Consider the following 14,867-nt stretch of genomic DNA (forward strand, 5'->3'; position numbering starts at 1 on the left):
GCCTCAATTACCAAATAATAATTCTAACACTTATATTTGTAGTATAACACAAAATAAGTGAGCAAAACATTAATCTCGCAAACCTATTTAAAGTCTTTGCAACTGCAAAAACTACAGGATTCTATTACCCAAAACGAAAATTTCGATAAAAACCAAGACAATACAAAATCTCATTTAAAAGGTTTAGTAGGTTCATCGCTATCGTTTGTAGTAAGCGAAAGTTTTAAAAACGCACAAAAACCTTTTTTATTAATATTTAACGATAAAGAAGAAGCCGCTTTTTATCTTAACGATTTCGAACAACTACTAAACTCTAAAGACGTTTTATTTTATCCTGGAAGCTACCGCAGGCCGTACCAAATTGAAGAAACAGATAATGCAAACGTATTACTTCGGGCAGAAGTTTTAAACCGCATAAACTCACAAAAAAAACCAGCGATAATAGTAACATATCCAGATGCTTTATTCGAAAAAGTAGTAACACGTAAAGAACTAGAACGCAACACACTAAAAATAAATGTTGGAGACGATTTAAACATAGACTTTGTAAACGAAGTATTATTTGAGTATAAATTTAAACGTGTAGATTTTGTTACAGAACCAGGCGAATTTTCTGTACGTGGTGGTATTGTAGATGTATTCTCATTCTCTCATGATGAGCCATACCGTATAGAATTTTTTGGAGACGAAGTAGACAGTATTAGAACCTTCGATGTAGAAACACAACTCTCTAACGAGCAAATAAAAAAAATAGGAATAATCCCTAATGTAGAAAACAAGTTTTTAGAAGAGTCACGCGCAAGTTTCTTTAAATACATTGCTCAAAAAACAGTGGTGCACACTAAAAATGTAGACTTATTATTTTCAAGAATAGACAGCTTATTTAATAAAGCCGAAGAAGCCTTTAAAAACTTATCTTCAGATTTAAAACATGCAGAACCACAAGAACTATTTTGCAACTCTACCCTATTAAAAAAACAACTATTAGAGTTTAATGTTGTAGAATTTGGTAGCGATGCTTGGTTAAACCCATCGCAAAACATAAGCTTTAATACCACACCACAACCTGCATTTAATAAACAGTTTAACTTATTAATAGAAAACCTAAATAGTAACCACAATAACGGTTACAAAAACTATATCGCTTGTATTAGCGAACAACAAGCCAAACGCTTCCATGATATTTTTGATGATGTTGAAGGCCAAGTACATTACGAGACTATAATAATTTCCTTATACCAAGGTTTTATAGATCATGAAAATAAAATAGTTTGCTATACAGACCATCAAATTTTCGAACGCTACCATAAGTTTCATCTTAAAAATGGCTATGCAAAAAAGCAAGCCATTACCTTAAAAGAACTTACAAACCTAGATATTGGCGATTATGTTACACATATAGATCATGGTATAGGAAAATTTGGCGGACTTAAAAAAATAGATGTAGAAGGCAAAAAACAAGAAGCCATAAAGCTTGTGTATGGAGAGCGAGATATTTTATATTTAAGCATTCACTCTCTACATAAAATCACCAAATTTAACGGTAAAGATGGCAAACCACCTAAAGTTTATAAACTAGGAAGCAAAGCCTGGAAAACTTTAAAACAAAAAACAAAAGCACGTGTAAAGCATATAGCTTTCAACTTAATAAAACTTTATGCAAAACGTAAGTTAGAAAAAGGCTATCAATATAATACAGATAGTTATTTGCAACATGAGCTAGAAGCCTCTTTTATATACGAAGACACGCCAGACCAAATGAAAGCCACGGCAGATATTAAAGCCGATATGGAGAGCGAACGCCCAATGGACCGTTTAATTTGTGGCGATGTAGGTTTTGGTAAAACCGAAGTTGCCATTCGTGCCGCCTTTAAAGCTGTAGATAATGGTAAACAAGTTGCTGTTTTAGTACCAACTACAATTTTAGCTTTTCAGCATCATAAAACCTTTAGCGAACGTTTAAAAGAATTTCCTGTAACTGTAGATTACCTTAACCGTTTTCGTACAGCAAAAGAGAAAAGAGAAACAATAGAAAAGCTTGAAAAAGGACATGTAGATATTATTATTGGTACACACCAACTAGTAAATAAAAAAGTAAAATTTAAAGACTTAGGCTTATTAATAGTAGACGAAGAACAAAAGTTTGGAGTTGCTGTAAAAGAAAAACTAAAAACACTAAAAGATAATGTTGATGTTTTAACTCTAACTGCTACACCTATACCAAGAACGCTTCAGTTTAGCTTAATGGCAGCAAGAGATTTATCGGTTATAACAACACCACCACCAAACCGTTTTCCTATAGAAAGTAATGTTATTCGTTTTAACGAAGAAACCATTCGCGATGCTGTAAGTTATGAGATACAACGTGGCGGACAAATATTTTTTATTCATAACCGTATAGAAAACATTAAAGAAGTTGCTGGTATGTTACAGCGTTTAGTACCAGATGCTAAAATTGGAATTGGTCATGGCCAACTAGATGGCAAAAAACTAGAAGAGCTTATGCTTGCTTTTATTAATGGTGATTTTGATGTTTTAGTAAGTACTACAATAATAGAAAGTGGTTTAGATGTACCTAATGCAAACACCATATTTATAAATAATGCCAATAATTTTGGGTTAAGTGATTTGCACCAAATGCGTGGTCGTGTTGGTAGAAGTAATAAAAAAGCCTTTTGTTACTTTATAACGCCAGGTTACGATGCTATGACTCCAGATGCCAGAAAACGTATTCAAGCATTAGAGCAATTTACAGCCTTAGGTAGTGGCTTTAATATAGCAATGAAAGATCTAGAAATTCGAGGTGCTGGAGATTTATTAGGCGGCGAACAAAGTGGTTTTATTAACGAAATTGGTTTTGATACTTACCAAAAAATATTAAACGAAGCTATAGAAGAACTTAAAGAAACAGAATTTAAAGACCTTTATAACGAAGATATAAACGATAAAGAATACGTAAAAGATATTACCATAGATACAGATTTCGAACTACTGTTTCCAGACGATTATATTAATAATATTAGTGAAAGATTAAACCTCTATACTCAATTAAACAATTTTAAAACCGAAGAAGAATTAGAAAAATTCGAAATAGATTTAATAGACCGTTTTGGAGAATTACCAACACAAGTTGTAGACTTACTAAATAGTGTAAGGCTAAAATGGTTAGCAACAAAATTAGGTTTAGAAAAAGTTATCATGAAAAAAGGAAAATTAGTTGGCTATTTTATTAACGACCAACAAAGTAGCTTCTACCAAAGTGGTAATTTTACTAAACTTTTAAAATACGTGCAACAAAATCCAATGGCAGGTAAAATGAAAGAAAAACAAACCAGAAATGGTTTACGATTATTACTTACCTTTGATAATATTAAAACTGTAGATCAAGCCCTAAAGGCTTTAAAACCAATTTTGGCTTAGTTTTTGTCTTAATAAAATAAACTAAAAAAATGACTAAAAAAATTCTTTTTGTACTCGCTTTTTTACCTGTTATGTTGTTTGCACAACATAGTGTAAAAGGAACCTTTTCTCCTGCAGAACAGTTTAAATTTGCCTTTTTATATCGTGTTACCGCACAAACTTCTCTATTTGTAGGCAATGCAGATGTTGATGAAAAAGGAAACTTTGAAATTAAATTAGACTCTACAGCTGTACCAGGAACCTATAGGTTGGTTTACGCACAACCACAAGAAGAATACAACTTCGATTTTATTGTTAACAATAAAGAAGATGTTGTTTTAACTTTCGATTTAGAGCAAGGTGTGAGTTTTATAGAATCTGCCGAAAATAAAATGTATACTTCATACAATAAAAGTATGGCTTTAGTAAACCAAAGTATACGAAAGTATTATGGCTCTGGAAAAAAAGATGAAAAAGGATATATGGAAATTTTTAAAATCCTTGAGCGTACACAAAATGAATTTGAAACAGCATCAAAAGGTATGATTGCTAATACTTTTATTAAAGCTTGCCACCCATACATTCCAACACAAGTGGAAGACGTTGCTACCTTTTCTAAAGGAGTAAAAAACAACTACTTTAAACATATAGATTTTAGTAATAAGTCACTTCAAAATTCTGGTTTTTTAATAGACAATACTATTAATTACGTTTTAGGGTTTGTAGATAGAAATAATCCTGATAAATCTTACATAGAGAATGTAGATACAGTAGTAAATGCTATTGGCAATAATCCAGAAATAAAGAAAATTTTATTAGAAATACTTTGGAGTCAATTTGCTAGTGAAAACAATGAAGTTGTTGCAAATAAAATATCAGACAAGTATTTAATGCCTATAGCAAAAGCAAGTAAAGACTACGAGTTAACACAAACACTTACCTATTTTAAAAACGCTTCAATAGGCAACATTGCACCAGATTTTAATTTAAAAATTAAAGACAAATCTAATAAAACCATTAACTCTAAATTAAGTGCTTTAAATTCTTCAAACAACTATTTAATATTCTTTTGGAGTACAACATGCTCTCATTGTCTTGATGAAATTCCTAAGTTAAAAGAATACATAACTAAACAAAATAAAGAAGATATTAAAGTAATTGCTATCGCATTAGATAATGATGAGTACCGCTGGAAAGAAATGACTTTTGAATATCCAGATTTTATTCACGTATTTGGAGAAGGTAAATGGGATAATGAAATAGGGAACCAGTATAATGTAACAAGCACGCCTTCATATTATATATTAGATAAAGACAAAAAAATAGTTTCTAAACCAGAAGATATAGATGGGTTTAAAACAAATTTTAATACCATTAAGTCTAAAACAAAAAAATAAACATTTTAATTAAAATGTTAGTAATACAAAAAGCGAAGTACATACTTCGCTTTTTGTGTTTTTAAAAGTGATAAAAAGCATTTTCAAGATGCTCAATAACAAAACGCTTATTTTCCTTAACAATAGCTATAATATCAAAACGAACCTCTACATCCAATGCGTTTTCAATAACATATTCATTAACTGCTTTTACTAAACGTTGTATTTGTTTTGGTTTTACAAAATCTTGTGGATTTCCAAAATTTGTAGTCGACCGTGTTTTAACCTCTATAATTGCTAAAGTATCTTCTATTCTGGCAATAATATCAACCTCGGCTTTATCAAAACGGTAATTGCGTTCTACAATTTCATAGTTCTTTTTTAATAAAAAATCTACGGCTAATTGCTCTCCTTTTTTGCCAAGCTCGTTATGTTTTGCCATCGATAAGTAATCTGTTTTAGTATGCTGTTAGCAGTTATTTTTCATTACTAAAAATTATTTTTCAAAAGTAATTGTAGATTGAGAACTATTAACGTCTAGTTGTATTGTTCTGCCTAAAATCATAGCTCTGTTATCATCTTCATGACCAGCAGGCATGTTAAACGCAATTGGAAAATTATAATCTTGTAAGGCATCAATAATTAATTGCTCTACACTACTTCCCCAAAGCGTTGTGTTTTTTCTCAATTTAGTCATATCTCCAACAACAACACCTTTGCAATTATCAAAATAACCAGCACGTTTCATACTTTGTAACATACGGTCTATATGGTATTTGTACTCACCTATTTCTTCAATAAATAATATTTTTCCATCCACATTAATACTCGTGTTAGAACCTAACATAGTATGCAAAATAGTTAAATTCCCACCAACAAGTTGTCCTTTAGCACTACCTGTTCTATTATATTTTGATCCTGTTAAAGTATAAGCTAAAGGTTGTCCAAAAATTACAGATTTAAAAGTTTCGATACTTTTTTCAATTTCATTTAAATCTTTTGGTAAACTCACACACATTATAGCATGAATTGTCTCTACTCCTATGGTATGTAATTGACTGTGTAAAGCTGTAATATCACTATATCCAATAATCCATTTTGGTTGTTTCAAAAATTTAGAATAATCTAGTTTATCTAAAATTCTAACCGTACCATAACCGCCACGTGCACTCCAAATCGCTTTTATACTTTTATCGTCTAATGCTTTCTGGAAATCTTCACAACGTTCTGCATCTGTTCCTGCAAAATGATTGTCTTTTTTAAAAACATTATCACCAATAACAACATTTAAATTCCAGCTTTCCAGTAATTTTTTAGCGCGGGCAACTTCATCATTTCTATTTTTTAAAATTCCTGAAGGCGCAACAATAGCAACAGTATCGCCAGCTTTTAAATAAGGTGGTTGTATCAATTTATTTTCATTTTTACTTTGTGCAGTTAAACTGGTATTTCCAAATAGAAAAATAGCACTACACAAAATCAATATTATTCTAATTTTCGACATATTGTAAATGTACATTTTTTTTCTAAATGGCTATCAAAATGTGTACTTTTACGGCTTCAAAAGAAAAGATGATGTCAAAAAGATATACAATTACCGCAGCATTACCATATACTAATGGTCCAATACATATTGGACATTTAGCAGGTGTTTATGTACCGGCAGATATTTATGCAAGATATAAGCGTTTAACGGGTAACGATGTTGCTTTTATTTGCGGAAGTGATGAACATGGTGTGCCAATTACTATTAAAGCTAAAAAAGAAGGCGTTACACCACAGCAAATTGTAGATAGATATCATAAAATAATTAAAGATTCTTTTGAAGATTTTGGTATTACTTTCGATAATTATTCTAGAACGTCTGCCAAAATTCATCACGATACAGCTTCAGAGTTTTTTAAAACATTGTACGATAAAAATGAATTTGTTGAAGAGGTATCTGAACAATTATACGATGCAGAAGCTAACCAGTTTTTAGCCGATAGGTTTGTTATTGGTACTTGCCCAAAATGTGGCAATGAAGAAAGTTATGGTGATCAATGTGAAAAGTGTGGAACCAGCCATAATGCTACAGATTTAATAAATCCTAAATCTGCAATTACAGGAAATGTTCCTACTTTAAAAGAAACAAAACACTGGTTTTTACCATTAAACAAACATGAGCAATTTTTAAAAGACTGGATTCTTGAAGGTCATAAAAAAGATTGGAAACCTAATGTATACGGTCAAGTTAAATCTTGGATAGACGATGGTTTAAGACCAAGAGCAGTAACACGTGACCTTGATTGGGGAATTCCTGTACCTGTTCCTGGTGGCGAAGGCAAAGTACTTTATGTTTGGTTTGATGCGCCAATTGGTTATATATCTGCAACTAAAGAATGGGCTGCAAGAGAAGGCAAAGATTGGGAACCGTACTGGAAAGATGAAGACACTAAATTAGTACACTTTATTGGTAAAGATAATATTGTATTTCATTGTATAATTTTTCCTGCTATGCTAAAAGCAGAAGGATCTTATATTTTACCAGATAATGTACCTGCTAATGAGTTTTTAAATTTAGAAGGCAATAAATTATCAACATCTAAAAATTGGGCTGTTTGGTTACCAGAATATTTACAAGATTTCCCAAACAAACAAGATGTTTTACGTTATGCTTTAACAGCAAATGCACCAGAAACAAAAGATAACGATTTTACCTGGAAAGATTTTCAAGCAAGAAACAACAACGAGTTAGTTGCCATATTTGGTAACTTTATAAATCGTGTAGTTGTTTTAACTAATAAATACTATAACGGCATAGTACCAAAACCAGGAGAATATTCTAGTGTTGACGAAGAAACTCTAGCTGCAATAAACGCATACCCAAGTGTAATAGAGAGTTCTTTAGAACGCTACCGTTTTAGAGAAGCATCTCAAGAGTTAATGAATTTAGCAAGACTTGGAAATAAATATTTAGCAGACGAAGAACCTTGGAAATTAGTAAAAACAGATGAAGAAAGAACAAAAACAATAATGTTTGTAGCGCTACAAATAGCATCTGCTTTAGCAATATTAAGCGAACCGTTTTTACCATTTACCTCTGCAAAATTAAAATCTATTTTAGCATTTAATAACCTTGCCGAAGCACAAAACTGGACTGATGTTTCATCAAATGAAATTTTACTTCCAATAGATCATCAAATAGGAAAAGGAGAACTTTTATTTTCTAAAATTGAAGACAAAGAAATACAAGCACAATTAGATAAATTAGAAGCTAGTAAAAAAGCTAATGAGGCTGCAAATAAAGTTGTAGAACCACAAAAGGACACCATTACTTATGATGATTTTACAAAATTAGACATGCGTGTTGGTACTATTTTAGAAGCAGAAAAAATGCCAAAAGCAAAAAAACTACTTGTTTTAAAAGTAGATACTGGTATTGATGTAAGAACAATTGTTTCTGGTATTGCAGAGAGTTTTACTGCCGAAGAAGTAGTTGGTAAAAAAGTAACAGTATTAGTAAATCTTGCACCAAGAAAATTACGAGGTGTAGAAAGCGAAGGCATGATTTTAATGACAGAAACTCCCGAAGGAAAACTAGTGTTTGTGAATCCAGACCAAGCAGGAGCTACAAATGGCTTAACTATTAGTTAGGCCTAAACACACTTAGTTAAACATTTGCTAATTGAGTTTTTTTTAATAATGTTTCATAATTGTGATTGTATTTTTATATAAATCAAAATTAGAAACCATGAAAAAACTACTATTACTACTTTTAACCACAGGATTTCTTGCCTCATGCGGAACTCCAAAAGTTGTAAGACAATCTGAAAAAACTATTAAAGGTCAATGGGTTCTTAATTCTATAAATTATAGCGAACCTGGGACATACAATGTAAAATTGTTAAACGATACATCTAAAGAATGTTTCGAGCAAAGTACTTGGCAATTTATACCTAACAACAACACAGGTATATATAGTATTGTAAATAGTACTTGCGATACAGGAGATCGTAATTTTATTTTTACTATTCAAGAAACCGACGAAACTACTGGCCTTTATCACTTTCTATTAAAACCAACCAACGCAAAAGGTAAAAGTGAATTCAATCAAGGATTTAGATTAAAGTTGTCTCAACTATCAGACCTAGCCATGCAATGGCAACAAACCGTAAATGTAGATGGCAAACCATTTACAATTAATATGAACTTTTCAAAACTATAAAAACTATGAAATCAACAATATATAAAATATCTACAGCTATACTAACCGTTATGGTAGTGCTATCTATGTCAAGCTGTAGCTCAGTAAAAAATGCAAATAACAAACAAAAAGGTGGCGTAATTGGAGCTACTGGTGGAGCCATTTTAGGAGCCATAATAGGTAATAACGTTGGTAAAGGAGGTAACGGCGAATTAGGTGCCGTTATTGGTGGCGTTGTTGGCGGTGGCGCTGGAGTACTTATTGGTAGCAAAATGGATAAACAAGCACAAAAAATTGAAGAAGAAATTCCTGGAGCGGAAGTTGAACGTGTAGACGATGGAATTGTTGTAACGTTTGATGAAAACAGTGGTGTGTATTTTGATACCGCTAAGTATAATATTAATGCTGCTTCACAAGCAACCTTAAGCAAATTAATAGGCGTATTTCGCGAATATCCAGATACTAATATTTTAGTAGTTGGTCATACAGATAGTGTTGGTAGCGAAGACAGCAACATGACACTTTCTAAAAATAGAGCTTACGCTGTTACAAACTACCTTACTAATCAAGGAATTAGTAATAGTAGAGTAACTACAAATTGGTTTGGAGAAGGACAACCTACAAATGATAATAGTACAAAAGAAGGAAGAGCAAAAAACAGACGTGTAAATATTGCCATTGTACCAAACCAAAAAATGATTGAAGACGCAAAAACTCAGTCTGGAGAAAACTAAAAACTTTTACATTTTCTTATTGAAAATTAAAAAGAGATAAATATATTACAAGACCTTATTAATAAATAATAAGGTCTTTTTTTATGCTTTTAAAATACATTACTTCTAAAACAAAAATTAACGAGAAATCTGTTAAAAACACTATAGAATTATTAAATCAAGATGCTACAATTCCTTTTATATCAAGATATAGAAAAGAAGCTACTGGAAATCTAGATGAAGTACAAATTGGCGACATTGTTAAATATAAAGAAGCATTTGAAACTTTAGAAAAACGAAAAATTGCCATATTAAAAGCAATTGAAGAACAAAATCTTTTAACCGAAGCATTAAAAGCAAAAATTCAAGCTTGTATAGATTTAACTACACTTGAAGATTTATATCTACCCTACAAAAAAAGCCGAAAAACCAAAGCTGAAAAAGCGCGTAAAAGCGGTTTAGAGCCTTTGGCAAAAATTATTATGAGTCAAAATGCAAACGACATAGAGTCTATTGCGTTTAAGTATATAAAAAACGACGTTAAAACGGCAGACCAAGCGCTTGAAGGAGCACGACATATTATTGCAGAGTGGATTAATGAACGTACCGATATTAGAAATAATTTAAGAAACCAATTGCAACGCTATGCAATGATTTCTACAAAAGTGGTAAAAGCAAAAAAAGAAGATGATAATGCGCAAAAGTTTAGAGATTATTTTGATTGGGAAGAAGCTTTAAACCGTATTCCTTCTCATAGATTATTAGCCATTTTAAGAGCTGAAAAAGAAGGTTTTATTAGAGTAAAAATTGACATTGACAAAATAAAAGCTTTAGAGAATATAGACAGAAAACTTATAAAAAGTAATAATGCCTGTGCAGACCAAATAGAATTAGCCATTAGTGATGCATACAAACGTTTACTATTTCCATCTTTAAGTAATGAAGCGCTACAAAATGCAAAAGAAAAAGCAGATGCTTCTGCAATTTCTGTGTTTGCAAAAAACTTAAAACAACTGTTACTAGGTTCTCCACTAGGCGAAAAACGCGTTCTTGCAATAGATCCAGGATTTAGAACCGGCTGCAAACTTGTATGTTTAGATGCACAAGGTACTTTATTACATAACGAAACAATATATCCACATCCACCAAAAAGTGACACCACAGGAGCAATAAAAAAAATAGCCTCTTTAACCGAGGCTTATAAAATTGAAGCTATAGCAATAGGTAATGGCACCGCATCAAGAGAAACAGAAGCTTTAGTAAAAAAAGTACATTTTAAAAATGATGTTCAAGTATTTGTGGTTAGCGAAGCTGGAGCAAGTATTTATTCTGCATCAAAAATTGCACGAGACGAGTTTCCTAATTTCGATGTAACAGTACGTGGCTCTGTTTCTATTGGGCGACGTTTACAAGATCCATTAGCAGAACTTGTAAAGATTGATGCCAAATCTATTGGTGTTGGCCAATACCAACATGATGTAGATCAAACCAAATTACAAAAACAACTTGACCTTGTTGTTGAAAATTGTGTAAACAGTGTAGGTGTTAATATTAATACTGCTAGTACTTCTTTATTAAGTTATGTCTCTGGTATTGGACCTAAATTAGCCGAAAATATTTTTAATTATCGCAATCAAAATGGTGCTTTTAAAACTAGAAACGATATAAAAAAAGTACCACGGTTAGGCGGTAAAGCTTTTGAGCAAGGCGCCGCATTTTTAAGAATTAAGAAAGGTACTAATGCATTAGATGACTCTGCAGTACATCCAGAAAGTTATAAAATTGTTGAAAAAATGGCTAAAGATTTAAAAGTTTCAATTAATGATTTAATTGGCAATAAATCACTACTTCAAAAAATAGATTTAAAAAAATATTGTACAGATACTGTTGGATTATTAACCTTAGAAGATATTATAAAAGAACTAGAAAAACCAGGACTAGATATAAGAGAGACAGCTAAAGTTTTTTCATTTAATCAAAATATTAAAACTATAAACGATTTGGTTAGTGGACAATTATTACCAGGCATTGTAAACAACATTACAAATTTTGGTTGCTTTGTAGATGTTGGTATAAAAGAAAGTGGTTTAATACACGTGTCTAACTTATCTGATAGTTTTGTTAAAGATGTAAATGAACACGTACATTTACATCAACAAGTAATTGTAAAAGTCTTAGAAGTTGATGTTTCTAGAAAACGAATACAATTAAAATTACATAAATAGAATAAAAAAAGCATCAATTTTTTAATTTGATGCTTTTTTATTTCACTACTATTATGATGCTTTTTTTACAGTATCTGTTTTATTTATTTCGGTTGTTAGCATTGTCTCCCAGTTGTCTATTCTTTGAGATTCATAATCTTCAATAAAACCTTCATTGGTGTCATAGAAACAAAGTAATAATGGCGCTTTATTATTAGATTTAAATACAATTTTTAAGTCTAAATTTTTAAGTCTTGTTACTTTATCTCTATCTGTTTTATAGTTTGATATGGACTCGCAAGATTGTATTTCTGAAACATTTATGTTTTTATATATTGTATTTTCATCTTTAAAATGAATATATGTAAACACTGTTTTATCTTTGGTTATTCCTATAAATTTGTTGTTCCAAACCTCGGTTTTTTCATATTTATAATTACTAGACTTTATAAGGTTTTCGGCTTTTTGTTTTGTTTTAGATATGCTGTTTAGTCCTTTAAAAACAAATATTAAAAAAGGAATTACCACACTTAATACTACTAGTATTGCTAGTAGTGTAAATGAAATTTTCATTGTTTTATTTTTTAGATTTAATGTATAGAAAATCAATACAAAACCTTAAAACAAGCTTTTGTATTGCAATAATTTGAGATAAATTATTGCTTTATGTAAACCAATGAAAAGGATAAATTATTTGTGTTTTAGACAAGCCAACGTTAATGTATTGACTTATGCTTTGATACACTAAATAATGCGCTTGCTGTTCTTTAAATTCAACATTTAATAAACCTAATTTTTTAAAAAAAGAGTTGTTAGTTTCTGGCTGCGAATTAATAACAATTTCAAGGTTTGAGTTTACAATTATACCTTGATATTGAGAAGCTGTGTTTGCTTGGACAGTTTGTTGCGGAAATGATTTTTTTATAGCATTGATAGGGTCACTTTCTGTAGATAAGAAAGCGAATACACTAAAAAAAAGTGCTGTTATCACATACTTAAACCTTGCCATTATAAATGCTCTAATAATGTACAAAGGTATACTATAACTTGTTAAGAAGATGCTAAAGTTTTTACAAAAAAAATTAAGCTATATCACTAATGCATTAAAGTGCCTGTAGAAAAACTATTGCTAAAACAAAACATATAAACGGAAGCGCTATTAGCAAACCAAAATTATGATTAGGAGCTTTCTTTTTTGTGAATTTTGCATTCATAATTTTTCTTGTTTTCCCATTATATTTCAACCAATTTTTTACATGTATAATTATAGCTGCTATAATAAATAATACCCAAGCTTTATCACTAGACATAGCATTATAATTCATTTGATTAAAAAATGCAGCAAAAAAACAGCCTAGTAAAAAGACTATTGCTATTTGTAATACCGAAGTGTATAGTAATGCTATAGTATTAGCCTTACGTTTATAACGTAGCTTAAAACGCATAAAAATGGTATAGAAAATTTGATCGAAAACTGTCATGCTCTAAAAGTAAAAAACCTGCTAATAACTTAGCAGGTTTTTTTATATAATAATTAACAAATATTAGTTTTGTCCTGTAACTTTAATATCGTCAATATGGTATCTAGTTTCTGCGCCACCATCTGCACCTAAATATTTAAAGGCTACGTGAACGTCTCCATTTAAACAAGAGATGTTAATGTTTGAAGCAACAAAATCTCCAAATCCACCATCACCAACTGGAATGTTAGCTTCTAACTCAATCCACTCTGTAGTTGTTGGGTCACCTGTAAAGTTTTCTGATATGAAAGCGGTTAAAATTGTACCTGTTTCAAAGTTTGCAGAAACCTCAAAAGATAATTCTTCGTTAGTTGTTGCATCTAAATTAATTGCTGGAGTCACTAACCAAGCTTCTAATGGGTTTTCACCTGTTCCAAAAGCAGAAATCTTTAAGTAAGTATCACCACTAAAAGAATCTTCTTCGTAACGTTCGCTACCACCAGAAACGTTTACGTTTGTCCAACCTAAACCATCTAATTGAGCTTCATTTGTAATGGTTTGGAAATCTTGATTAAATACTGTAAAAGCATCAGATACAGGATCTGTACACTCTAATACAATTGGATCACATCTTTCTGGATTTGAAAAATCGATATCTGCAACTTTGTTTACTACTAATACATTAGCATCATCACCAAAGTCTCTTGTAAAGATTCCTTTTATAGTACCTCTTCCTTGTGGTAATTGTGCGTTTTTAAAATCTGCAAATGTACTTGTTTGTAAAGTTATAGTTGCATTAGTCTCACAATTAGTAATTGTTCTAAAACCATCAAATTGATCTGAGTCTTCACCTGCAAAAGTTAAATCTTTTTGAGTTTTAACAATTTGTGAATCTGATAATTCTATAAATGTATTTTCATCTAATTCTGTTAAATCTCCAACTGCAACAGCCTTTGGTTCTATTGTTGCAACTTCTGTATCTCTAAGAATAAAGTCTAAGTATTCTGGATCTTCAAGCTGAGCTAAACTACTACCATTAGCTTTACCTAAAGTATACACTCCATTTTCTAAACCAATAGCTAAACCATTAAGTTTAATAAATACTTTTCTACCAAAGTTATAGTAACCTCCAAGATCTCCTTGGTTGATTTCTACTTTTAAACCACGTCTTACATCTGATGCAGGATCTGTTGCATCTGGTGTATTTTGAATAATTATTTCTTCGAAAAAGTTACCTGCACTATCGTCTGATACTACATAACCAATTGTGTAAATTGGAGCATCATTCTCTACAGAAAACACACCAACATTTTCACCATTTGCGGCAGCAGTTTCATAAGCTGCAACAATGTTAGAAAATGATGTAAATAAACCTAAAGAACTTTCGTCTACAGGTACAACTGTTAAGTCTGGAGTTGAAAAATCGTCGTCTTCAACACATGAGTTTATAAATAGCACAGAAACTAAACCTAAAGCTAGTGCTACAATTTTATTTATTTTATTCATAATAATCGTTTTTATTAAATATA

Annotated in this window: 12 protein-coding genes; 6 read left to right on the forward strand and 6 right to left on the reverse strand. The window is 31.1% G+C overall.

The genetic code is table 11. The annotated features are described in order from the left end of the window. Positions 1 to 57: 57 nt before the first annotated feature. Both mfd and BM549_RS04695 read left to right on the forward strand, forming a co-directional pair. A complete protein-coding gene (gene mfd / locus BM549_RS04690) occupies positions 58 to 3,420 on the forward strand; it encodes a transcription-repair coupling factor (protein WP_290469208.1) in 3,363 nt (1,120 codons plus the stop codon). A 29-nt stretch (positions 3,421 to 3,449) separates the two neighbouring features. Continuing rightward, positions 3,450 to 4,796: a TlpA disulfide reductase family protein gene (locus tag BM549_RS04695; RefSeq protein ID WP_290469209.1), complete on the forward strand. Its 1,347-nt coding sequence runs from the start codon at positions 3,450 to 3,452 to the stop codon at positions 4,794 to 4,796. Between the two features lie 61 nt (positions 4,797 to 4,857). Here BM549_RS04695 and BM549_RS04700 read toward each other — a convergent pair whose 3' ends face one another. Beyond that, the gene (locus BM549_RS04700; protein ID WP_290469210.1) at positions 4,858 to 5,217 is read right to left on the reverse strand and encodes a YraN family protein; all 360 of its coding nucleotides are present in this window, start codon (positions 5,215 to 5,217) and stop codon (positions 4,858 to 4,860) included. A gap of 54 nt (positions 5,218 to 5,271) precedes the next feature. Further along, complete coding sequence (locus BM549_RS04705) at positions 5,272 to 6,279, reverse strand: LD-carboxypeptidase (protein WP_290469211.1); 1,008 nt, start codon at positions 6,277 to 6,279, stop codon at positions 5,272 to 5,274. A 38-nt stretch (positions 6,280 to 6,317) separates the two neighbouring features. Here BM549_RS04705 and metG point away from each other — a divergent pair, with 38 nt between their 5' ends. The 4 genes from metG to BM549_RS04725 all read left to right on the forward strand — a co-directional run bounded on the left by metG (position 6,318) and on the right by BM549_RS04725 (position 11,899). Beyond that, positions 6,318 to 8,411, forward strand: coding sequence for a methionine--tRNA ligase (metG, locus tag BM549_RS04710; RefSeq protein ID WP_290469212.1), 2,094 nt, complete (start codon positions 6,318 to 6,320; stop codon positions 8,409 to 8,411). Positions 8,412 to 8,508: 97 nt separating this feature from the next. Next, positions 8,509 to 8,982: a lipocalin family protein gene (locus BM549_RS04715; RefSeq protein WP_013869425.1), complete on the forward strand. Its 474-nt coding sequence runs from the start codon at positions 8,509 to 8,511 to the stop codon at positions 8,980 to 8,982. A gap of 5 nt (positions 8,983 to 8,987) precedes the next feature. Further along, the gene (locus BM549_RS04720; protein ID WP_290469213.1) at positions 8,988 to 9,695 is read left to right on the forward strand and encodes an OmpA family protein; all 708 of its coding nucleotides are present in this window, start codon (positions 8,988 to 8,990) and stop codon (positions 9,693 to 9,695) included. A gap of 83 nt (positions 9,696 to 9,778) precedes the next feature. Next, positions 9,779 to 11,899, forward strand: a complete 2,121-nt coding sequence (locus BM549_RS04725; RefSeq protein ID WP_290469214.1) for a Tex family protein — start codon at positions 9,779 to 9,781, stop codon at positions 11,897 to 11,899. A 51-nt stretch (positions 11,900 to 11,950) separates the two neighbouring features. Here the strand turns inward: BM549_RS04725 and BM549_RS04730 are convergent, their stop codons facing one another. From BM549_RS04730 to BM549_RS04745, 4 genes are all read right to left on the reverse strand, one after another. After that, complete coding sequence (locus tag BM549_RS04730; protein WP_290469215.1) at positions 11,951 to 12,451, reverse strand: hypothetical protein; 501 nt, start codon at positions 12,449 to 12,451, stop codon at positions 11,951 to 11,953. A 91-nt stretch (positions 12,452 to 12,542) separates the two neighbouring features. Next, positions 12,543 to 12,911, reverse strand: a complete 369-nt coding sequence (locus tag BM549_RS04735) for a hypothetical protein (RefSeq protein WP_290469216.1) — start codon at positions 12,909 to 12,911, stop codon at positions 12,543 to 12,545. 70 nt (positions 12,912 to 12,981) lie between these two features. Continuing rightward, positions 12,982 to 13,359 carry a hypothetical protein gene (locus tag BM549_RS04740; protein ID WP_290469217.1) on the reverse strand — a complete coding sequence of 126 codons (378 nt, stop codon included), beginning with the start codon at positions 13,357 to 13,359 and terminating at the stop codon, positions 12,982 to 12,984. A gap of 63 nt (positions 13,360 to 13,422) precedes the next feature. Then, a complete protein-coding gene (locus tag BM549_RS04745) occupies positions 13,423 to 14,844 on the reverse strand; it encodes a DUF5689 domain-containing protein (protein ID WP_290469218.1) in 1,422 nt (473 codons plus the stop codon). Between the last annotated feature and the right edge of the window lie 23 nt (positions 14,845 to 14,867).

Source organism: Lacinutrix sp. MedPE-SW (assembly GCF_001874145.1).
In the GTDB taxonomy this organism is placed as follows: Bacteria; Bacteroidota; Bacteroidia; order Flavobacteriales; family Flavobacteriaceae; genus Lacinutrix.

Excerpts from the sequence above, each read along its gene's own strand:
- BM549_RS04695 (WP_290469209.1), top strand. The coding sequence starts at position 3,450 with ATGACTAAAAAAATTCTTTTTGTACTCGCTTTTTTACCTGTTATGTTG.
- BM549_RS04700 (WP_290469210.1), bottom strand. The coding sequence starts at position 5,217 with ATGGCAAAACATAACGAGCTTGGCAAAAAAGGAGAGCAATTAGCCGTA.
- BM549_RS04705 (WP_290469211.1), bottom strand. The coding sequence starts at position 6,279 with ATGTCGAAAATTAGAATAATATTGATTTTGTGTAGTGCTATTTTTCTA.
- metG (WP_290469212.1), top strand. The coding sequence starts at position 6,318 with ATGTGTACTTTTACGGCTTCAAAAGAAAAGATGATGTCAAAAAGATAT.
- BM549_RS04715 (WP_013869425.1), top strand. The coding sequence starts at position 8,509 with ATGAAAAAACTACTATTACTACTTTTAACCACAGGATTTCTTGCCTCA.
- BM549_RS04720 (WP_290469213.1), top strand. The coding sequence starts at position 8,988 with ATGAAATCAACAATATATAAAATATCTACAGCTATACTAACCGTTATG.
- BM549_RS04725 (WP_290469214.1), top strand. The coding sequence starts at position 9,779 with ATGCTTTTAAAATACATTACTTCTAAAACAAAAATTAACGAGAAATCT.
- BM549_RS04730 (WP_290469215.1), bottom strand. The coding sequence starts at position 12,451 with ATGAAAATTTCATTTACACTACTAGCAATACTAGTAGTATTAAGTGTG.
- BM549_RS04740 (WP_290469217.1), bottom strand. The coding sequence starts at position 13,359 with ATGACAGTTTTCGATCAAATTTTCTATACCATTTTTATGCGTTTTAAG.
- BM549_RS04745 (WP_290469218.1), bottom strand. The coding sequence starts at position 14,844 with ATGAATAAAATAAATAAAATTGTAGCACTAGCTTTAGGTTTAGTTTCT.